This is a genomic window from Mesorhizobium sp. XAP4, assembly GCF_029269325.1.
In the GTDB taxonomy this organism is placed as follows: Bacteria; Pseudomonadota; Alphaproteobacteria; order Rhizobiales; family Rhizobiaceae; genus Mesorhizobium; species Mesorhizobium ciceri.
Map to the genome: position 1 here is coordinate 213,647 of NZ_JARIXW010000001.1, position 19,830 is coordinate 233,476.

Consider the following 19,830-nt stretch of genomic DNA (forward strand, 5'->3'; position numbering starts at 1 on the left):
ATAGGGGAATAGGGGAATAGGGGAATAGGGGAATAGGGGAATAGGGGAATAGGGGAATAGGGTGGGTTCGAGAGAATTCCAAACACACTCCCTTATTCCTTGCTCCCTTACTCCCCTGAATTCTAATTCCCCAGCGCCAACTGATCCGTGATCTCAAACCGCTCCGAGACGCCGACACGGATCATGTTGAGGCTGCCTTCCCTGGTGAAGCGGAAGTCGCCGGGCGCGTCGGAACCGGCCGGCTGGCCGGCACGGAAGGAGATGATGCGCGTGCCGCCATCGGGCCAGGTCACAGTGATGTTCGCCTTGTCGGCGCTGTGCACCACGCTGACCTTGCAGCGCTCCATCGGCTGGCCGACATAGCGGGCGCAAGGAATTTCGGGGCCAGAAGCCAGCGTCGGAGCGGAATCAAGCGGGACGTCAGGCGCCGCCAGCGCCAGTAGGTACGCATCCTGCATGGCGGCGTGGCCGATTTCCTCTGGCGATTTCGGCGTGCTTTCGGCTGCCGGACCGGCGCCGCCAAGCCGCGCCGTCAGGTCGGGCGGTGCGACCGGCGCGCTGTCGGCTGAGCCGGTGGCCTGCGATTGGTCCGGTGCCGAGGCCTGCTCGGCCCCACTGCCGGTGGAGGCAACCACCGGCGCACCGGCCGGTCTTGGCTCACCTTCGACATAGGGGTTCGGATTGAGGGGGATGAGATAGCGCGCCGGCGCCCAGCCGCTCAGCTTCTCCTTGCCCGTGCTCTCGACCTTGCACCATTTGTAGCCGTTGATGTCGTTGCAGCCGAGATTGGTGACCATGTCGCCACTGCTCAGCCGCGCCTCGACCGTGGCGACCGGCGATGCGGTGGTGCGGACCTTGAGAAGGTCGTCCGGCGCCAGGCCGGTAACGACGGAGATGACGAGCTCCGGCGCCTCTTGGGCCATCTCTTCAGCCATAGCGGGGGCAATCACCGGCCACGCCGTCATCAGCAGCGGAGCAGCAATCAGCGCATGGAGGATTGTTCGGAGCGTAACTGTGCGCCTCATCGTTTGGCCGTGCGCTGATACCGTGCCGCGGCGGATCGAGCCCGCCGCAAGCCCGGCCGGTTTTATAAGGGACGACGCGGCGCCATGTAAGCCCGAAAATTCGGGCCGCCGTTTCGCCAGCCTTCAGCCGGGCAGGGGCATGAACCCGGTTCTGAGCGCGTGAGCCCATTCCGGCCGGCCCGCTTGTTCGGCCTGCCTGGCGGCCGCCTCGTGGTCGTAGTCGACGGCGATGGCCTCGAAGCCGTCGGGCTGGCCGTTGCTGCCCAGGGTGACAATGCCGTAGCGCGCATGCGGCGAGCCCTGCTCGGAGACATGCGCCGGCGGCGTGGAATCGTCATAGGCAGGGCAGCCGATGCTGCCCGGATTGAAGATGACGGGACCGTCGGGGACGCGGATCAGTTCCGCGCGGTGGCTGTGGCCGCACAGCGCGATGCGGCAAGCCGGGTCGAGCGCCTTCAGCCGCCGCCGGATCGCCGTCAGCGGCGCGCGCACCAGCTGGCCATTGACGATCGTATCAGTGAGATATTTCTCGTCATGGTCGGGACGGGCGTGGAAAGCGATGATTCCGGGTGCGATCTCCAGCGTCAACGGCTGGGCGAACAGCACCTGGCGCTGTGCCTCGGTCAGCCGCTCCTGCGCATAGACGTCGGAGGGCCACATGGTGTCATCAGCGGGGTCGGCGGCAACACGGCGGTCGTGGTTGCCGCGCACCGTCGGCAGGTTCAGCGCCTGCAGCCGTTCCATCGTTTCGCGCGGCCATAGCGGGCCGGAAACGCTGTCGCCGAGATTGACGGTCAGGTCGGCGCCGCCGCGCCGGCGCAGGTCGTCAAGCACGGCGTCGAGCGCCAGCACATTGCCGTGGATATCGGCGAGGACGGCGATGCGCATTTCGGGAAGCTCCTGTGTGACGCCGCTTTTCCTTTTCCCCACGTTCGTGGGCGAGGAACCCAAGTCCTTCAGGGTCGGGCGTGCACTTCGATATCGTGGCCGCCAACCGCCGGCAGTGCGGGATCGTCGCCGGCGGCGGCGATGACGCTGTCGAGCAGGCCGGGGAAGCGGGCGTCGAGATCGGCGCGGCGCAGTGTGATCATGCGGTTGGTGCCGACCACCTCGGCGCGGGTGACGCCGGCCTCGCGCAATTTGGCGAGGTGGTAGCTCAGATTGGTCTTCGAGCCGAAATCGAGGAACTGGCTGCAGTTCAGCGGCACGCCCTGTTTGCTGGCGAGATAGCGCACGATGGCAAGCCGCGTCGGGTCGCCGAGCACGCCAAGCACGATCGGCAGGCTGATCTGGTCCGTATTGGGGTGTGGCAAGGTCATGGCTCGAAACTAAGCACAGTCGGGTCCGATTTCAACGCATCCATCATTGTTGGCTCCACATGGCCTTTCTCCGTCTCGCGCGAACCCCGCCCGGCCTGTGCTGACACAGGGCTGTCAGGAAGGTTCAGCTATTTTTCCCTGGCTTCATTGACATGATGCCCTGTTATGTCCAATTGTTCAATAACTTTTGAACTAAGGACATCCCGCCATGGACAAGCGCCTCTTCTGGCTCGCGCTCGGATCGTTCACGATCTCGACCGAAGGCTTCGTCATCTCCAGCCTTCTGCCCGACATCGCGGCGGATGCCGGCATCTCCATTCCGCTGGCCGGCACGCTGATCACCGCCTTCGCGCTCGCCTATGCGGTCGGCACGCCGATCCTGGCGACGCTGACCGGCGAATGGGACCGGCGCCGCGTCATCCTGTGGACGCTGGTGTTCTTCGTCATCGGCAACATCGCCGCCGCCTTGAGTTCCTCCTTCGAACTGCTGCTGGTCGCGCGCATCGTCATGGCGCTGTCGTCGGGCCTGTTCGCCGCAACCGCGCAAGGCACGGCGGTGGCGCTGGTCGATGATCATCACCGGGCGCGTGCCATCGCCGTCGTCGTCGGCGGCACCACTGTGGCCGTTGCGCTCGGTGCGCCGCTGGGCGCGCTCGTTGCCACCGTCGCCGGCTGGCGCGGCACCTTCTTTGCCATCGCCGGCCTTGGCGCGCTTGCGGGCGCGATCCTGTGGTACCGGCTGCCGCAGGGCATCGTTGGCACCAGGCTGCCCTTGAAGCGCAGGCTGGCGGCAGCGCTGCGTCCAGGCGTGATGCCGATCCTGTTGACGACAGTGCTGGCGCTGATCGGCGCCTTCACCGTCTTTGCCTATGTCGCGCCGCTTGCCATCGAGGGCGGCGGTCTCAGCCAGATCGCGCTGCCCGGCATGCTGCTCGCCTTCGGCGTCGGCGCCGTCATCGGCAACATTGGCGGCGGCCAGGCCGCCGACCGGTTCGGTGCGACCCGCACCGTCGGCTGGTCGCTGGCGCTGAGTGCCGGCATGCTGGTCTTATTGTCGGTCATCCCGACCTTCCTGCCGCACCATATTGCCGGGCCGGCGCTGATGGCGATGATGGTGCCGTGGGGCATCGTCGGCTGGGCGTTCCCGCCGGCGCAGGCGAGCCGCATCATCAAGCTGGCGCCCGATGCCGCCCCGATCGTGCTGTCGCTCAACGCCTCGGCGCTCTATCTCGGCGTGGCGCTGGGTGCCGTGGTCGGTGGTGCCGTGCTGCGCTACGGCGCGCCGGCCGATCTCGGCCTGGTCGCCGCGATCTTCCCGATCGTCGGGCTTGGCGTCGTGGTCGCCGGCCGCTGGGCGGCTCGGCCTGTAGAAATGCCTGCCGAGTAGAGTCTTTGGCAAACGCTGGCCTTAGGGCGTGGCCGGCGGCAGATCAAAATCCAGCGCGGCGATCTCATCCAGAGCCGCGCGCAAATCTTCGGCCTTGTCCTTGCCGACGACATCCTCGAAACGCTGCTGGGCGATTTGCCACAGTTTCATCGCTTCCTCGATCTTGTCCAGGCCCTTTGGCGTCAGTCGTACACGCTTGACGCGGCGGTCCTCCGGGTCGGCGAAGGTCTCGACATAGCCGTCGCGGATCAGCGGTTTCAGCGTATGGCCGAGCGCCGACAGGTCCATGATCAGCGACGTGGCGATGGCGCCCATCGCCGGCTCATCGCCCATATGGATCTGGTAAAGCAGGCCCTGCTGCGTCGCCTTGAGGCCTGACGGCTCCACCACATCATCATAAAACTTGCCGAGCTTGCGCGCCGCGCGGCGCAGCGCGGCGTTGTTGCAGAGCGTGAGGCCGGGCAGGCTGTCCTTTGACATGATGGTCCCTGGCGCCGGCGAATGAGGCCCGGCTGCTCCCCTCAAATAATCCCCGCCCGTCTCATTGACAAGATAGTGGCATATGCCTACTTCACGATTAGTGGTATATGCCACTAAATCAGATCAAGCGGCTTTCCGGCAGCGCGGCAGATGCCCACGGCGCCGGGGTCATTCGAAACGAACAAGATCAGTTGAAGAAGGAACAGGACAATGAGTGGACAGGGCAACAAGGGCACGGCGGTCGTCACCGGCGCTTCGTCGGGCATCGGCGCGGTCTATGCCGACCGGCTGGCGGGGCAGGGCTACGATCTGGTGCTGGTGGCGCGGCGCGCCGACCGGCTGGAGGAACTGGCCGGGAAGCTGCGCCAGACCTATAGCCGCAAGGTCGGCGTGATCAGCGCCGATCTTGCAAACGACGATGATGTGCGCCGCGTCGAGCAAGCTGTAACAGCCGACGAGAGCATCACACTGCTGGTCAACAATGCCGGCATCGGCGGCCAGGCCGTCGTGGCCACCGCCGATGTCGACGCGGCCGAGCGCATGATCAAGGTCAACACCATCGCCTTGACGCGTCTAACCCGCGCCGTGCTGCCGGGGCTTTTGGCACGCAACCGCGGCGGCATCGTCAACATCGCCTCGGTGCTCGCCTTCGACACCGCCTTCGGCGGCATCTACAGCGGCACCAAAGCTTATGTGGTCAACTTCACCGAAGCCCTGCACCGTGAGGTCGAGGGCACCAATGTTAAGGTGCAGGTGGTGCTGCCGGGCGCGACCCGGACCGATTTCTGGGAACTTGCCGGCACCGATATCGCCAACGTTCCGAAGGAGATCATCATGACCGCCGACGACATGGTCGATGCCGCACTTGTCGGCTTGGCCAAAGGCGAGGCGGTCACCGTGCCCGCGCTTGCCGATGCGGCCAAGCTCGACACATTCCTCGGCGCCCGGCAAGCCTTCTACGGCAGCCTGCACGCCGACAAGCCGGCGGCCCGCTACGGGGTTTGAAGGTTGAGAGGCTGGTCCGCTTTGCGAACCAGGACCCCACCCCGCTGCTTCGCAGCGACTTGCCGGGGCGAGCCGCGGGTCTCGCCCGTCCTTCGGACCCCCATAAGGGGGAAGGTTGGGGACGCGGCTTGTCCGCCCATGCGACAATGGTCTTGTGGGGCGCGAAAAGCTGGACTCCCCACCTCCCCCTTGTGGGAGGTCGGACCGAAGGCCCGGGTGGGGGGCTGGCGCGGGTTTTGGCTTGAGCGCTTTACACCGACCGCCACATCGGAATGATCGAGGCGGCCAGCACCAGCGCCAGCACGATGTTGAGCGCGCGCCATTGCCACTCGGTCTTGAGCAGCCGCGCCAGCACCATGCCGGCCACGCACCACAGCGACAGCGAGGCGGCGGCCGCGAGGCCGAAAGTGGCGCCGAGCAGCAGCGCGAGTTGCATCGGTCCGCTGGCCAATGCCGCGAACGACGCCGCGGCGCCCAACCCCATCGCCCATCCCTTCGGGTTCATCCATTGAATGCCGGCGCCGCCGAGAAAGCTGTTCGGCCTGGCCATGCTCACATCCAGATTAGGCGGTCCGCTGCGGCCGATCTTGATCGCCAGCCAGACGAGATAAAGTGAGCCGGTGACCTTCATCGCCAGTTGCAGCGAGGGCACGGCGAGCAGCAGGCCGGCGAGCCCGGCGGCGGCGGCGCTCGTCACCGTGGCGAGGCCGGCGGCGCTGCCGATCAGCAGGGGTACGGAACGGCGAAAGCCGAACTGTGCGCCCGATGCCGTCGACAGGGTCGTGGCGATGCCGGGCGTGGTGGTGGCGACGATGGCAAACAGGATGAGCGGGAAAATGGGCTCGAGCATGCGGCGTCCTCGGTGGGAGGGCTGCCATCGTAGCTGCGCACGAACTTCAGTAAATGCAATGTTTGCTATGGTTGACATTAGCAAGCATAATGCTAACCATGATCCGAAATCTCGACATGGCGCTGATCCGCACCTTTATCACCGTCGCCGACAAGGCCAGCATGACAGCGGCGGCCAATGCACTGCACCTGACGCAAGGTGCTGTCAGCCAGCAGGTCAAACGGCTGGAGGAGGCGTTCGGCTCGAGCCTCTTCGAGCGCGACCGGCGCGGCTTGCGGCTGACGCGCGCCGGTGAACAGCTGTTCGGCAGGGGCAAGCGGCTGCTGGCCTTGAATGACGAGATTTGGGCCGAAATGGCTGGGACACCGGTGGCCGGCCAGGTGCGGCTCGGCGTGCCCTACGACCTTGTCGGCACCTTGCTGGCGCCGGTGCTGAAGACCTATGCCGAGACCTATCCGCAGGTCGAGATATCGCTGGTCTGCGCCTCGTCGCCAGAATTGACTGCTGCCCTTGCGGCCGGGACCATCGACCTTGCCGTGATCGAGGAATGCGCCGGCCCGTCGGCCGGCGAATGCCTCGTCGTTGACCGGCTGGTCTGGGTCGGTGCCAAGGGCGGCGTTGCCCGCGCCAAGCGGCCGCTGCCGGTCTCGATCGTCGCCGACACCTGCGCTTTCCGGCCGGCTGTGCTGGCGGCGCTCGGTGAGCATGGGCTGGAGTGGCGCACCGTGTTCGAGAACGGCAACATCGACGCGACGACCGCGACGGTGCGCTCCGACCTCGCCGTCACCACCTGGCTGGCCTCCACGGTGCCAGCCGATCTCGACATATTGCCATCGGAGTCCGGCCTGCCGCCGCTGCCGAATTTTGCCATCAACCTGCATCTGCCGAGGCATGGGGTAGGCCCCGCGGCGCAGGAATTCGCACGGCATATACGGGAAGGGCTGGCGCGGCGACCAGTCGCTGCTTGAAGCTTCTCAGAACTGGGGTTCCTCTCCCCCGTCGCTCTCCCCCCTCCGGAGGGAGAGGAAAGGTGCCAAGGCCGTCCCGCTACTTCCAATTCCTGCGCCGCTCGAGCTCGGCTTCCGACGGCTCTCCCGTGACAAACGACCCGACCTTGACCTCGCCCGCGCGTTCGTAGGTCGCCATGATGACGCCGGTGCCGGTTGCCTGCGACTTAATGAGCTTGAAGGCGGCCGGGATCGCGCTGTCGCCGAACAGCCGCTTGCCCTTACCCAGCAACAGCGGGAAGACCATCAGCCGGATCTCGTCGATCAGCCCGTTGGCGAGCAGCGTTTGGATCAGGTTGCCCGATCCCTGGATGAGCAGGTCGGGTCCATCCTCCTGCTTGAGGCGGCGCAACTCCGCAACGATATCAGGGCCGAGCGATTGCGTGTTCTGCCAGGTGAGGGTGTCGGGCCGATGCGTCGCGACATATTTGGCCGCAGGGTTGAAGGCATCCGCGATCGGATCTTTCTGATATGGCCAGTAGGCGGCGAAGATATCGTAGGTCCTGCGGCCGAGAAGCAGGGCGAAAGGCTTGGAGAACAGTTCATCCATCGCCGCGCCCCCCGCCTCGTCGAAGTAATGGAAGGTCCAGCCGCCGAACTTGAAGCCGCCGACCGGATCCTCTTGCGGGCCGCCGGGCGCCTGCATGACGCCGTCGAGGCTGATGAATGTCGCAGAGATGATCTTTCTCATTCCAATGCTCCCGTTCTTCGGTCCACGCCGTCGTGGCGGACTTCAGCCCAAGGACGGGCGACGAGCCACCGGTCCGACAGGACAGGACGAAATTTTGGAAAATCACCGTTGCTTGCGAGGCTCGGTGTGGAGATTTTCCGACGAGAACCAGACATCGCCTGATATGGCGGTGGCGGTGTCGTCCGGCGCCCTGTCCTGCGCCAGCCAGATCGAGCGGCTGCGCGCGGCCTGCTCGCCGATGGGGATCATCGCCGCGGGGTCCGCGACCGAGGCGCCGACACAGGGAATGAACCACGACCGCATGAACGGATCGCAGGCGAAGCCTTTTTGCGTGCGTGTCACCATCACCGCCAGCGGGACGCGCGCGGCCGGCCGCCAGGGAAAGATCATGCGGCCGCCTGGCCGCAGCGCCTTCAGCCATCCGGCCGGGGGCGCTACGACGCCGGCATTGACATAGATGATGTCGGATGGCGGCAGGGGCGTCGTCACGGCATCGCCATGGACCACCGTCGCATTGCCATAGGCTTCGAGATTTTGCCGCGCCAGATCGGCCAGCTTCTCGTCGAGTTCGAAAGCGGTGACGATGCCGCCTGGCGAAACCAGCCGGGCCAGCACGGCGGTGTAGTAGCCGGTGCCGGCGCCGATATGGCAAACCGCCTCACCGGGTTTCGGTTCAAGCTTTCCAATCCACATGGCGTGCAGGAATGGCTCGCCATTGTTGATGCCCTTGTCGTCGTCGAGCGCCACCAGCACGTTCTGATAGATATGAGCCGGATCGGCGCTCGGTGTTCTGACCTTGCCGTTGCCGGCGACGACCGTCCACGGCCCGGGACCGAGAAACGCTTCGCGCGGCACGTCGGCGAAAGCCGCTTCCAGACGTGGGTCGGGCGAGCCGGCATTGGCGGCCAGCAGCCGCGCGTAGAATTTCCTGATGTCTTCGATCCGGGTCATGATGCCGGAAAACATAGCGCGGATTGCCGATTTGTCGCGAGGCTGCCCCCTGCGCAGAGGGCAGCCGGTTTCCAGGCGAAGCGGAACTCAGCCGACCCCGAACATGGTGTCGTAGAGCAGCTTGAAGTTGAGCACCAGGATGATCGCGGCGACCACCCAGGCAAGGGCTGCGACGCCGCGCGGAATGGCGAGATTGCCCATCTTCTTCTTGTCGGAGACGAACTGCACCAGCGGGACGACCGCGAAGGGCAGTTGCATCGACAGGATGACCTGGCTGAACACCAGCAACTGGCCGGTGCCCTTTTCGCCATAGAGCGCGGTGACGACCACCACCGGGATAATGGCGAGGCCGCGCGTCAGCAGCCGGCGTGCCCAGTTGGGGATGCGCAGGCGCAGGAAGCCTTCCATAACAATCTGGCCGGCGAGCGTGGCCGTCACCGTCGAGTTCAGGCCGGAAGCCAGCAGCGCCACCGCGAACAGGATCGAGGCGATGCCGAGGCCGAGCAGCGGCGACAGCAGCTCGAAGGCCTGGCCGATCTCTGCGACGTCCTGGTGGCCGGTGTTGTGAAAGGCGACCGCGGACACGATCAGGATCGAGGCGTTGACGAACAAAGCCAGCATCAGGGCGATGGTCGAGTCCGTCGTTGCCCATTTGATGGCGTCGCGCTTGCCCTTGTCGGTGCGTTCATAGGCGCGGGTCTGCACGATCGAGGAGTGCAGATAGAGATTATGCGGCATGACGGTGGCGCCGATGATGCCGATGGCGATGTAGAGCATCGCCGGATTGGTGACGATTTCCGACGACGGCACGAACATGGCATGCAGGATCGAACCGGCCGGCGGGGCGGCGACGAAGATCTGGATGGCGAAGCAGCTGAAGATGATGATCAAAAGCGCGATGACGAAGGCTTCGAGATAGCGAAACCCCTTGTTCATCAGGAGCAGCACGAGGAAGGCATCGAGCGCCGTCAGCATGGCGCCGCCGATCAGCGGAATGCCGAACAGAAGCTGCAATGCGATCGCGGTGCCGATGACTTCGGCCAGGTCGCAGGCGATGATGGCCAGCTCGCAGGCGATCCACAGCACGAAGTTCACCGGCCGGGGATAATAGGCCCGGCAGGCTTGGGCGAGATCGCGGCCGGTGGCGATGCCGAGCCGTGCCGCCAGCGCCTGCAAAAGGATCGCCATCAGGTTGGACAGCATGATGATGAACAGCAGCGTGTAACCGAACTGGGCGCCGCCGGCGAGGTCGGTCGCCCAGTTGCCGGGGTCCATATAGCCGACCGAGACCATGTAGCCGGGACCCATGAAGGCGAACAGGCGACGGAACCAGACGCCCGAGTTCGGCACGGCGATAGAGGAATTGACTTCGCGCAGGCTGGGCTGCTCGTCCTCGTCGGGCCTGGCGAACCGCCATGAGGAACGGGAGGCTGTGGCTTCGGCTTCAGACATGAAGGAGGGCTTTCCGCGAGACTGGACGATGTTGGCTTAAGCTATGCCATGGCTCAACATTATGCAATATGCTATATTTCATTGTCGTTGCTTTTTATCCGGCTGGCGGTCATCGGGTGAAACGGCAATCGGAAGCCCCGGTTGCACCTGTTGCGGAATGCAAATAAACGGCCTGAAGAATCAGAGCCCGTGCTATGAAAGCATGGATGGCAAATAGTCCTGGGAGGAGCGCGTATTGGTGCTGAAGAACAGACCAGTTCCGCGCGAGCCGCTGCTCGACGCCGAAATTCATTCGGAGGGCTTCCGGCAGCAGCGCGAAGCGCGCCGCAGTGCGTTGGTCGAGGATTATGTCGAACTGATCGCCGACCTGATCGAAGACGGCAACGAGGCGCGTCAGGTCGACATCGCCGCACGGCTCGGTGTCGCGCAGCCGACAGTGGCCAAGATGCTGACCAGGCTGTGCGCCGACGGTCTGGTGTCGAGAAAACCCTATCGTGGCGTGTTCCTGACCGAAGCCGGCCGCAAAGTCGCGGAGGAAAGCCGCATCCGCCACCAGACGGTGGAAGCTTTCTTGCGCTCGCTCGGTGTCAGTGCGGAGACGGCGCGCATCGATGCCGAGGGCATCGAGCACCATGTCAGCGCCGAGACGCTGGAAGCCTTCCGCAAGGCGATGACGGCGCGCTGAGCGCCAGAGTTCCCGCGTCGCCGGAACCGTCGCACGCCAGACACGTTTGCACCAGATCCGTGCGATTGGCGCGCGAAAGGGAGGAAACGATGGGCATCGAACAAACGCCGGCGGCAAAGGGCAAGCAGGCAGCCGAGGGACTGAAACAGGCGGCGGCCAGGGATGAGCGCAAGACCGAAGCCGAAACCGGCCATCCGCTGAAAAAGGGCGCGGCGCGTTTCGAGGAGCGTTCGAAGAGCTCCGACGGCAAGAGCGCCGGCGCCAAGCAGGAAGATTAGCTCTCTGTCGGGCTTACGTGATCGGCGTAGGCCACGGGGACGATTGCAACGCCGAGCCGCTCGCCACAACGAACTTGGCCGCAAGGCGACCCGTGTGGCCAAAAAGGCCATCGAAAAATGCTGTGACTTGGCGCAACCATTGGGATAATTGTCTGGTGCCCCGGAGCAACGGGGAGGTTTGCTGCACGAGGAGTTGCCATGCTCTGGAAGGGCCGTCGTCAGAGTGACAATATCGAGGACGACCGCAGCGACAGCGGCGGCGGCGGACTCGGCGGCGGCGGTGGCCAGTTCCGCATTCCGATCGGCGGCCGTACCGGTGGCGGCGGCAGCATCTTCCTCGTCATCCTGGTGGTGCTGGCCGGATGGTATTTCGGCTTCGATCCTTCGACGATCCTGGGTGGCGGCGACGGCGGCCTGCTGCCGGGCGGCGGCGGCCAGATCACCGACAACAGCGGCCAGGACAACGGTGCCACACCGGCCAATGACGAGATGAAGCAGTTCGTGGCGACCGTGCTGGCCGAGACCGAGGACACCTGGACCGGCATCTTCAAGTCGCAGGGATTGACCTACGAGGATCCCAAGCTGGTGCTGTTTTCCGGCCAGGTCCGTTCGGCCTGCGGCTTTGCCTCCGCGGCGGCCGGACCGTTCTATTGTCCCGGCGACCACAAGGTCTATCTGGACATGACCTTCTTCCAGCAACTCGACCAGCAGTTCGGCGCTTCGGGCGAATTTGCCCGCGCCTATGTGATCGCGCATGAAATCGGCCATCATGTGCAGAACCTGACCGGCATCATGTCCAAGTTCAACCAGATGCGGCAGAGCATGGGCGAGGTCGAGGCCAACCAGATGTCGGTGCGAATCGAGCTTCAGGCCGACTGCTTTGCCGGTGTGTGGGCCCACTACACCGGACAGAAAGGCATATTGGAGCAGGGCGACATCGAAAGCGCGCTGAACGCCGCCAAGCAGATCGGCGACGACACGCTGCAGAAGAAGATGCAGGGCTATGTCGTGCCGGAAAGCTTCAACCACGGCACCTCGCAGCAGCGGCAGACCTGGCTGGCGCGTGGTTACAAGAGCGGCAAGCTGTCGGATTGCAACACGCTGAGTGGGCCGATCTGACCAGACCGTTGTCGAGCTTCACCTGCCGGCGATGCTGCCGTCAGGTGGTGTCAGGATGAATAGATTCGGCCTGTTCCTGCATTGTTCCTTTCCGCGAGCTCGCCTATAAGGTGCGTCCGCCTGCGCCTGAGGGCGAGCAGAGGAGCTTGATCCTGCATGATCGACCCCAAAACCGCCAGACGGGGCCTTGCGCTCGTCTTCACCACGCTGCTGCTCGACATTATCGGCTTCGGCATGATCATGCCGGTGCTGCCGGCCTATCTCCGGGAATTGACCGGGGTCAGCATCAGCGGCGCGGCGATCGAAGGCGGCTGGCTGTTCTTCGTCTATGCGGCGATGCAGTTCTTCTTCGCGCCGATCATGGGCGGCTTGAGCGACCGGTTCGGGCGGCGGCCGATCCTGCTCGCATCGGTGCTGACCTTCTCCATCGACAATCTGATCTGCGCCGTCGCCTGGTCCTACCCGATGCTGTTCATCGGGCGCGTGCTGGCCGGCATTTCGGGCGCCAGCTATTCGACGACATCGGCCTTCATCGCCGACATCTCGAACGATGACAATCGGGCTAAGAATTTCGGCCTGCTCGGCATCGCATTTGGCGTCGGCTTCGTCATCGGGCCGGTTCTGGGCGGGCTGCTCGGCACGTTCGGGCCGCGCGTGCCGTTCTATTTCGCCGCCGGGCTCGCCTTCGTTAATTTCCTCATCGCGTTGTTTTTCCTGCCGGAAACGCTCGATGACAAGCACCGCCGCCGCTTCGAGTGGAAACGCGCCAACCCGGTCGGCACGCTTCTGCAGATGCGCCAATATCAAGGCATCGGCTGGATCGGGCTTGTCTTCTTCCTGATGACGCTCGGGCATATGATGTATCCGGCGGTCTGGTCGTTCGTCTCCAGCTACCGCTATGGCTGGAGCGAGCAGCAGATCGGCTTCTCGCTCGGCGCCTTTGGCCTGTGCGGCGCGATCGTCATGGCGACGGTGCTGCCGCGCGTCATCCCTAGGCTTGGCGAGTGGAAGACCGCAGTCATCGGCCTGACATTCACGGCAGCCAGCGCCTTCGGCTACGCCTTCGCGTCGCAAGGCTGGATGATCTATGCGGTGATCGTCGTCGGCTGCCTGGAAGCGCTGGCCGACCCGCCGCTGAGGAGCCTCGCCGCCGCCAAGGTGCCGCCTTCGGCGCAAGGCGAACTGCAGGGCGCGATGACCTCGATCTTCTCGATCACCTCGATCATCACGCCGCTGCTCTACACGGCGATCTTTTCCTGGTTCACCGGGCCAAGCGCGCCGGTGACCTTCGGCGGCGCGCCCTATCTGCTGGGAGCGTGCTTCCTGACGCTGGCGGTCATCGTCTTTGTGACGAAAGTTGCGAGGCCGGCAGCGCGCACGAATGTCGCCACCGATGTCGCTGAGGATGGAGCACAGGTGTGAGTCACAGCCGCATTGCGCTCACCAGGGATGGACCATCGCTGTCGCGACTGGTCTTCGGCGCCTCGCGGCTGCTCGGCAGCGCCGCCCGCCCGGATGCCGATCATGTCGCACGGCTGATCGGCACCGCCGTCGATCTCGGACTGACCAGCTTTGACCATGCCGACATCTATGGGCACTATGAGGTTGAAGCGGCCTTCGGCGCCGGGCTGGCGCGCTGGAAAGGCAAGCGCGACGGCATCGAGTTGATCTCGAAGTGCGATATCATGAAGAAAGCGCCAAGCCGGCCGGACAACCGGCTGAAGCATTACGATACCAGTGCCACCCATATCGCAGCCTCCGTCGACCGCTCGCTCGCCAATCTCGGCACCGACTATCTCGACCTGTTGCTGCTGCACCGGCCAGACCCGCTGATGGATGGCGACGAGACGGCGGCAGCCCTTGCCGGGCTGGTCACATCGGGCAGAGTGCGGACGATCGGCGTCTCCAATTTCACGCCGTCGCAGTTCGATTTGCTGGCCTCGCGGATGCCGTTCGCGCTCGCCACCAACCAGATCGAGATGTCGGTGCTGAAGACATCAGCGCTGACCGATGGCAGCCTCGACCACGCGCAGCGCCTTGCCTATGCGCCGATGATCTGGTCGCCGCTCGGGGGCGGCTCGCTGTTCACCTGCAAGGAGGGGCGCGAGGCGCGGGTGCGGACAGCGCTTGCCGAGGTGGCAGCGGAAATCGGTGCCGGCGATCTGGCTGCCGTCGCGATCGCCTGGCTACTGCGCCATCCGGCCCGATTGGTGCCGGTGCTGGGTTCGATGAAGCCGGAAAGGCTGGCGGCCATGGTCAGGGCGCTGGACATCGTGCTCGACCGCCAGCAATGGTTCGCCATCTTGGAGGCCAGCGAAGGTCGGCCGGTGGCGTGAGGGCGAGGCTTGTGCCGCTTGGAGATCTGCCTGCGGCGCTATCGACCATTCGCTTTGCGGAGTCCGCCGTGAATGACGACGGGAGGCAGGTCTCAGCCAAATGTCGAAGTCACGCGATTTGCCTTCGAATGATCAAAGCTTCCTCGTCGAGGATTTAATGCTCAATTCAATCCATTTCACTCGGAATGCCGAATATTGATCTGCGCCAGTTCGGCGTGCGTGAGCCGGCCCCGCAAAATCTCTATGGTCGCGTCAGCGGGCAGTGCTTTTTCGGTTTTCAGCTGAGCCTTGCGTTCGTCGTAGATCGCCACATCTGCGGCGTCTTCAAGGGCTTCTTCAGCGGCATGCAGGTCCGTATTCTTACGCATGTCTTTGCCCCCAAAACTGCGCCGCGCCGTCGCGGCGGTCCGCTAAGCCCGTTCGGCCAGCAATTCCTCACCGCGCTTTTCGCGGATCAAATTGACGAAGCGGCGGAACAGGTAGTGCGAATCCTGCGGGCCGGGCGAAGCCTCGGGGTGATGCTGGACCGAGAACACCGGCCGGCCGGTCAGCGTGATGCCGCAATTCGAACCGTCGAACAGCGAGACGTGGGTTTCCTCGACGCCTGATGGCAGCGAGTCGGCATCCACGGCAAAGCCGTGGTTCATCGAGACGATCTCGACCTTGCCGGTGGTGTGGTCCTTGACCGGATGGTTGGCGCCGTGATGGCCCTGGTGCATCTTGGCGGTCTTGCCGCCCAGCGCCAGCGCCAGCATCTGGTGGCCAAGGCAGATGCCGAACACCGGGATGTCGGTCTTCAGCAGATCCCGGATGACCGGAACGGCATAGTCGCCGGTGGCTTCCGGGTCGCCGGGGCCGTTGGAGAGAAAAATGCCGTCCGGCTGCATGGCGAGGATTTCCTCGGCGCCGGACTTGGCCGGCACCACGGTGACCTTGGCGCCGAGGCCGGCGAGCAGGCGCAAGATGTTGCGTTTGACGCCGTAGTCGATGGCGACGACGTGCATTGTCGGTTCGATCTGTTCGCCAAAGCCTTCGTTCCACACCCAGGGCGTCTCGCGCCAGACCGAGGACTGGCCCGAGGTGACCTCCTTGGCGAGATCCAGCCCGATCAGGCCCGACCATGCGGCGGCGCGGCGCTTCAGATCGTCGATGTCGAACACGCCATCGGGCGCATGCGCGATGACGGCGTTGGGCATGCCCTTTTCACGGATCAGCGCGGTGAGCGCGCGGGTGTCGATGCCCGACAAAGCGACGATGCCGCGCTTCTTCAGCCACTGGTCGAGACCAGTGCCGGCACGGTAGTTGGACGGGTTGGTGACATCGGCCTTGAACACGGCGCCGACGGCGCCGGCGCGGGCGACCGGATTGAGATCCTCGATGTCCTCGTCATTGGTGCCGATGTTGCCGATATGCGGGAAGGTGAAGGTGACGATCTGGCCGGCATAGGACGGATCGGTGAGGATTTCCTGATAGCCGGTCAGCGCCGTGTTGAAGCAGACTTCGGCGACAGCGGAGCCGGTGGCGCCGAGACCGCGACCTTCGATGACGGTGCCGTCGGCCAGCACCAGAAGGGCGGTCGGCTTTTCCGTGGCCCAAGCGGGGGTCAAGGCGGGCGTCATCTCGGCCATGCGGCACTCCTGTCAGGCCGCGCGCTGCAACCGGCCCGGCGGGCCATCTGCGCGGCAAACGGCGCGAAGCGGCGATTTCGCGGCTTCCACGCAGTCAAATTTCCGTTCATGCAAGGCCCAGTACATAGGGGAAGGGGGCAGGGCGGTCAATGATCATGCGAAATGCCGCCATATTTTATTTCGCCTAGCAAAATCAGTGGCTTGCCTCGGCACATCAGAGTTTGCCTTGGCTCGCCCGCGGCGCTATTGTCCGCGCCGATCGAAGGAGAATGCACCATGCGCGGCAAAATCGCCGAATCCCTGAAGAGCGCGATGAAGGCGCAGGACAAGCACCGGCTGCCGACATTGCGGCTGATCCAGGCCGCCATTCACGACCGCGACATTGCCAATCGCGGGTCAGGCAAGGAGCCGGCCAGCGACGAGGAGATCCTGCAGATCCTGGCCAAGATGGTGAAGCAGCGCGAGGAATCGGCCAAAGCCTTCGATGACGGCAAGCGGCCGGAACTGGCCGCGCAGGAGCGCGGCGAGATGGAGATCATCCGCACCTTCCTGCCGACGCAACTGGACGATGCGGCGGTAACCGCGGCGGCGCGCGAGGCGATCGCCGCGACCGGTGCGGCCAGCCAGAAGGACATGGGCAAGGTGATTGCCGCGCTGAAACAGAAATATGCCGGCCAGATGGATTTCGGCAAGGCGAGCGGCATCGTCAAGGGTCTGCTGCAGTAGGGTGCTGCTCATCTCGTCGCTTGGGTGGCCGACCGGGCGGAATCCAGATCCGTCCGGAATCCAAGTCCAGGAATTGGAACCCGGATAGCGCCGAGATGTTTATCCGTCATGCAACTGGAGAGATGCCATGACTGAGAACGAAACCCGCTATGAAACCGGTGCGACGAAATATCCGGCAAAGACCGATGCCGACGCTTCCGATGAATTCTCCCAGGATGCGGCCGCCAACGAGAAGCCTGCCGGCGGAATAGGGCTCACCCGCCGGATGGGCGAAGTGGAAGACCGCACCCGCCAGTCGGAGGGACAAAACCCGCCAAGACAAGTCACGCCGAGCGCCGCAACCGAAAAGACGTCCGGGGCCGGCCCCGCTATCGCGGAGCGTTCAAAGGACGCCAAGGCTCCGAAGAGCGGCCAATGAAGCGAAGGCCGGGAGCACTCCTGCGGCGCTTTGGAGATCGGCGGACAAGTGGTTCGCGTAGTTAGCGTTTGCCGATCCCTTCAACGACGATGCGGATGAGGTGCCTGATCTCGTCCTCGCTGAATGACCCGGCCGAAAGCGCCGAAAGCATCGCCTGGCCGTATATTCCAAGCAGGACCAGCGCCATGAAATTGGCATCGTCATCCCTGCGAATGACACCTTGCCGTTGGCCGAGCACCAGAAGGTCCCGGACCAGGCGCTGGAATGAGGGCCGGTCGGGCGGCGGCTGTAGGGACGGACGCTCGGCGGGGGCAAGAGCCAGCCTGGCAAGCGAGGGATTGGCCAGGCACCAGCCGGCGCTGTCGAGAAAGACTGTCTCGAGCATGACGAATACCTCTTCGTTCGCCGCCATGCGGGCGCGGTAGGCGGCATCGCCCGCCTCCACGCGGGCGATGAGCCGCAACGCGATTTCTTCTTTCGAACTGAACAGATTGTAGACCGTTTTGCGGGTCAAGCCGGCGCGCGTCGCGATCTCCTCGACCGAGGTGTTGGCAAACCCCATCTCCCGAAACGCCAGTTCGGCGGCATCGAGGATGAGGCTTCGCGACCGTTCGGTCCGCTTTGGGGTTGTCATTTTTATACCCTAGTGTAAATTTACACATATGTAAATTTTTGCTGCGTGACCGCCGCATTGCGGCAGCCGCCAATCCCGCGAAGGGTCGACCGTGGCGCATCGGAATTCAAGCGGCTCTATGGGAAGCAATGTGCAAATGGCTGGTAGTCTCAAGGAATTCGGCCTTGGGATCTGGATTGCGGATGATCCGATCGTCACGGCGGCCGCCGGCTTTCACTATCCCACGCGTATGGCCGTTATCGGATTGTCCGGGGGCGGTTTGTTCATCTGGTCACCGGTAGAGCTCACGAACGAGCTGCGTGCCGATGTAGACGCTCTGGGCGTGGTGCGCTTCCTGATCCCGCCCAATTCGCTTCACCACGTGTTTCTCGCTGACTGGCAGCGCGGCTATCCCGATGCCAAGGTCTATGCGCCACCCGGCCTGCGGGAAAAGCGCCGAGATATCCTCTTCTGCGGCGAGCTCGGCGATACGCCTGCCGCCGACTGGGCGGACGATCTCGACCAGGTCGTCGTGCGCGGCAACAGGATCACCACCGAGATTGTCTTCTTCCACCGCGCAAGCAGGACAGTGTTGTTCACCGATCTGATCCAGCATTTCCACGCCGGATGGTTCAAGGGCTGGCGGGCGCTCGTAGCCCGGCTGGATCTGATGGTGGCCGCAGAGCCCTCAGTGCCGCGAAAATTCCGCGCCGGCTTTACCGACCGGCGCGCCGCGCGTGCCGCTCTTCAACGCATACTGGCATGGCCGGCCGAAAGAGTGCTGATGGCGCACGGCGAACCAGTGACGGAGGACGCTCAAACGTTCATCCGTCGCGCTTTTCGCTGGCTGGTTGGCCGCTGACTTCCTCGGCGGATTTCGGCGCTTCGAGCACACGGCGCAATGCCGGCGCTTCCTGCTGGATATGATCCCACAGCCGGTTCGCGATCGGCCCATGCGGCCGGTCGCGGCGGCGCGCCACCACCAGTTCGTCGGTGCGGCCCGGCAGATGACGGCCGGCAATGGAGTGCAGGCGTCCGTCCTGCAGTTCTTCCTCGATCAGGAAGCGGGGCAGGTGGCCCCAGCCAAGGCCCTGCAGGATGATCTCCTTCTTCATGCCCTGGTCGGCGACGAGGCATTGCGGCGCGCCTTCGATCAGCGAATAGTTTTGTTGTGGCGAATGGCGGGCGCTGTCGCGCATGACGCATTGGGTGAGTGCCTGCATCTGGTCCGGGGTGATCGGCTGCTCGATACGCTGAGGCAGAAAGCCCGGCGCCACCACGGGAATGAAGGACACCTTGCACAAATCGACCCATTCCACCCGCGCATTGCCCTTGTCGACCCAGTGCAGGATCAGGTCGGCTTCGTCGTCGAAGAGACGCTCCCATGGGCCGCCCACCGCTTCGAAATGCAGATGCAGGCGCGTGCCGGGCAACTGTGCGAAGAATCGCCCGAGCATGCCCAGCACCTGCGGGCGCGGGCACAGGTCGCCGATCACCACATGGATCTCGCTTTCCTCACCCATCGCCAACTGGGCGGCATGGACGCGCAAACCGTCCAGCTCGCGCAGCAGCGATAGCGCTCGGCGGTGGAACGACAGCCCGGCCTCGGTCGGACGCACGCGATAGCCGCTGCGATCCAAAAGGACGAGGCCGAGCTGTCGCTCCAGCTTGGCGACGGCGGCGAACACCGCGGGGTGCGAGCGATACAGCATGGCCGCCGCAGGCTGAAAACCGCCGGTGCGGACCACCGCATCGAAGCATTGCAGATCGTGCAGGGTGAATTCGGCCATGTCGGTTTTTGTTACAGAGATTGTCTTATCTTTGTAATATCAACAAAATCGCTCCACAGCTAGGCTCTGT

Annotated in this window: 23 protein-coding genes; 11 read left to right on the forward strand and 12 right to left on the reverse strand. The window is 64.3% G+C overall.

Going from position 1 to position 19,830, the window contains the following annotated elements; genetic code table 11:
* Positions 1-122: 122 nt before the first annotated feature.
* The 3 genes from P3C39_RS01105 to P3C39_RS01115 all read right to left on the reverse strand — a co-directional run bounded on the left by P3C39_RS01105 (position 123) and on the right by P3C39_RS01115 (position 2,344).
* On the reverse strand, positions 123-1,025 hold the full coding sequence (locus P3C39_RS01105; protein WP_063173777.1) for an SH3 domain-containing protein: 903 nt from the start codon (positions 1,023-1,025) through the stop codon (positions 123-125).
* Between the two features lie 123 nt (positions 1,026-1,148).
* Positions 1,149-1,913, reverse strand: coding sequence for a metallophosphoesterase family protein (locus tag P3C39_RS01110; protein WP_063168791.1), 765 nt, complete (start codon positions 1,911-1,913; stop codon positions 1,149-1,151).
* 68 nt (positions 1,914-1,981) lie between these two features.
* A complete protein-coding gene (locus tag P3C39_RS01115; RefSeq protein ID WP_013530112.1) occupies positions 1,982-2,344 on the reverse strand; it encodes a helix-turn-helix transcriptional regulator in 363 nt (120 codons plus the stop codon).
* A gap of 208 nt (positions 2,345-2,552) precedes the next feature.
* Here P3C39_RS01115 and P3C39_RS01120 point away from each other — a divergent pair, with 208 nt between their 5' ends.
* Entirely contained in the window at positions 2,553-3,731 is a 1,179-nt protein-coding gene (locus tag P3C39_RS01120) for an MFS transporter (protein ID WP_027162085.1), read from the forward strand.
* Between the two features lie 21 nt (positions 3,732-3,752).
* Here P3C39_RS01120 and P3C39_RS01125 read toward each other — a convergent pair whose 3' ends face one another.
* On the reverse strand, positions 3,753-4,211 hold the full coding sequence (locus P3C39_RS01125) for a MarR family winged helix-turn-helix transcriptional regulator (RefSeq protein ID WP_024504123.1): 459 nt from the start codon (positions 4,209-4,211) through the stop codon (positions 3,753-3,755).
* Between the two features lie 210 nt (positions 4,212-4,421).
* Here P3C39_RS01125 and P3C39_RS01130 point away from each other — a divergent pair, with 210 nt between their 5' ends.
* Positions 4,422-5,216, forward strand: a complete 795-nt coding sequence (locus tag P3C39_RS01130; RefSeq protein ID WP_275952466.1) for an SDR family oxidoreductase — start codon at positions 4,422-4,424, stop codon at positions 5,214-5,216.
* Between the two features lie 250 nt (positions 5,217-5,466).
* On the opposite strand, the gene P3C39_RS01135 is transcribed toward P3C39_RS01130, so the two are convergent.
* On the reverse strand, positions 5,467-6,066 hold the full coding sequence (locus P3C39_RS01135; RefSeq protein ID WP_275952467.1) for a LysE family translocator: 600 nt from the start codon (positions 6,064-6,066) through the stop codon (positions 5,467-5,469).
* Positions 6,067-6,164: 98 nt separating this feature from the next.
* On the opposite strand from P3C39_RS01135, the gene P3C39_RS01140 reads away from it, so the two are divergent.
* Positions 6,165-7,034 (forward strand): LysR substrate-binding domain-containing protein, encoded by an 870-nt coding sequence (locus tag P3C39_RS01140; protein WP_024504120.1) that lies wholly within the window; start codon positions 6,165-6,167, stop codon positions 7,032-7,034.
* 79 nt (positions 7,035-7,113) lie between these two features.
* On the opposite strand, the gene P3C39_RS01145 is transcribed toward P3C39_RS01140, so the two are convergent.
* From P3C39_RS01145 to P3C39_RS01155, 3 genes are all read right to left on the reverse strand, one after another.
* Positions 7,114-7,764: a dihydrofolate reductase family protein gene (locus tag P3C39_RS01145; protein ID WP_027162082.1), complete on the reverse strand. Its 651-nt coding sequence runs from the start codon at positions 7,762-7,764 to the stop codon at positions 7,114-7,116.
* A 102-nt stretch (positions 7,765-7,866) separates the two neighbouring features.
* Complete coding sequence (locus tag P3C39_RS01150; RefSeq protein ID WP_275953150.1) at positions 7,867-8,715, reverse strand: protein-L-isoaspartate O-methyltransferase; 849 nt, start codon at positions 8,713-8,715, stop codon at positions 7,867-7,869.
* An 87-nt stretch (positions 8,716-8,802) separates the two neighbouring features.
* Positions 8,803-10,167: an Nramp family divalent metal transporter gene (locus P3C39_RS01155; protein WP_013530120.1), complete on the reverse strand. Its 1,365-nt coding sequence runs from the start codon at positions 10,165-10,167 to the stop codon at positions 8,803-8,805.
* Between the two features lie 235 nt (positions 10,168-10,402).
* Here P3C39_RS01155 and mntR point away from each other — a divergent pair, with 235 nt between their 5' ends.
* From mntR to P3C39_RS01180, 5 genes are all read left to right on the forward strand, one after another.
* Complete coding sequence (gene mntR / locus P3C39_RS01160) at positions 10,403-10,852, forward strand: manganese-binding transcriptional regulator MntR (protein ID WP_024504117.1); 450 nt, start codon at positions 10,403-10,405, stop codon at positions 10,850-10,852.
* 89 nt (positions 10,853-10,941) lie between these two features.
* Complete coding sequence (locus tag P3C39_RS01165; RefSeq protein WP_013530122.1) at positions 10,942-11,130, forward strand: hypothetical protein; 189 nt, start codon at positions 10,942-10,944, stop codon at positions 11,128-11,130.
* Positions 11,131-11,328: 198 nt separating this feature from the next.
* The gene (locus tag P3C39_RS01170; protein WP_013530123.1) at positions 11,329-12,249 is read left to right on the forward strand and encodes a neutral zinc metallopeptidase; all 921 of its coding nucleotides are present in this window, start codon (positions 11,329-11,331) and stop codon (positions 12,247-12,249) included.
* A 156-nt stretch (positions 12,250-12,405) separates the two neighbouring features.
* Positions 12,406-13,671, forward strand: a complete 1,266-nt coding sequence (locus P3C39_RS01175; RefSeq protein WP_027162079.1) for a tetracycline resistance MFS efflux pump — start codon at positions 12,406-12,408, stop codon at positions 13,669-13,671.
* Positions 13,668-14,585 (forward strand): aldo/keto reductase, encoded by a 918-nt coding sequence (locus tag P3C39_RS01180; RefSeq protein WP_063172883.1) that lies wholly within the window; start codon positions 13,668-13,670, stop codon positions 14,583-14,585. Before P3C39_RS01175 ends, P3C39_RS01180 begins: the two co-directional genes overlap by 4 nt.
* 176 nt (positions 14,586-14,761) lie before the next feature.
* Here P3C39_RS01180 and P3C39_RS01185 read toward each other — a convergent pair whose 3' ends face one another.
* Together P3C39_RS01185 and carA are read right to left on the reverse strand one after the other, a co-directional pair.
* Complete coding sequence (locus P3C39_RS01185; RefSeq protein ID WP_275952468.1) at positions 14,762-14,953, reverse strand: hypothetical protein; 192 nt, start codon at positions 14,951-14,953, stop codon at positions 14,762-14,764.
* A 42-nt stretch (positions 14,954-14,995) separates the two neighbouring features.
* Positions 14,996-16,213: a glutamine-hydrolyzing carbamoyl-phosphate synthase small subunit gene (gene carA, locus P3C39_RS01190; RefSeq protein ID WP_013530125.1), complete on the reverse strand. Its 1,218-nt coding sequence runs from the start codon at positions 16,211-16,213 to the stop codon at positions 14,996-14,998.
* 276 nt (positions 16,214-16,489) lie between these two features.
* On the opposite strand from carA, the gene P3C39_RS01195 reads away from it, so the two are divergent.
* Together P3C39_RS01195 and P3C39_RS01200 are read left to right on the forward strand one after the other, a co-directional pair.
* Positions 16,490-16,939: a GatB/YqeY domain-containing protein gene (locus P3C39_RS01195; RefSeq protein WP_013530126.1), complete on the forward strand. Its 450-nt coding sequence runs from the start codon at positions 16,490-16,492 to the stop codon at positions 16,937-16,939.
* 127 nt (positions 16,940-17,066) lie between these two features.
* Positions 17,067-17,357 carry a hypothetical protein gene (locus P3C39_RS01200; protein WP_275952469.1) on the forward strand — a complete coding sequence of 97 codons (291 nt, stop codon included), beginning with the start codon at positions 17,067-17,069 and terminating at the stop codon, positions 17,355-17,357.
* A gap of 61 nt (positions 17,358-17,418) precedes the next feature.
* On the opposite strand, the gene P3C39_RS01205 is transcribed toward P3C39_RS01200, so the two are convergent.
* Entirely contained in the window at positions 17,419-17,991 is a 573-nt protein-coding gene (locus P3C39_RS01205; RefSeq protein ID WP_275952470.1) for a TetR/AcrR family transcriptional regulator, read from the reverse strand.
* A gap of 136 nt (positions 17,992-18,127) precedes the next feature.
* On the opposite strand from P3C39_RS01205, the gene P3C39_RS01210 reads away from it, so the two are divergent.
* The gene (locus P3C39_RS01210; RefSeq protein ID WP_275952471.1) at positions 18,128-18,832 is read left to right on the forward strand and encodes a DUF4336 domain-containing protein; all 705 of its coding nucleotides are present in this window, start codon (positions 18,128-18,130) and stop codon (positions 18,830-18,832) included.
* On the opposite strand, the gene P3C39_RS01215 is transcribed toward P3C39_RS01210, so the two are convergent.
* Positions 18,795-19,760, reverse strand: coding sequence for a LysR family transcriptional regulator (locus tag P3C39_RS01215; RefSeq protein WP_275952472.1), 966 nt, complete (start codon positions 19,758-19,760; stop codon positions 18,795-18,797). The genes P3C39_RS01210 and P3C39_RS01215 overlap by 38 nt on opposite strands.
* Positions 19,761-19,830: the final 70 nt, after the last annotated feature.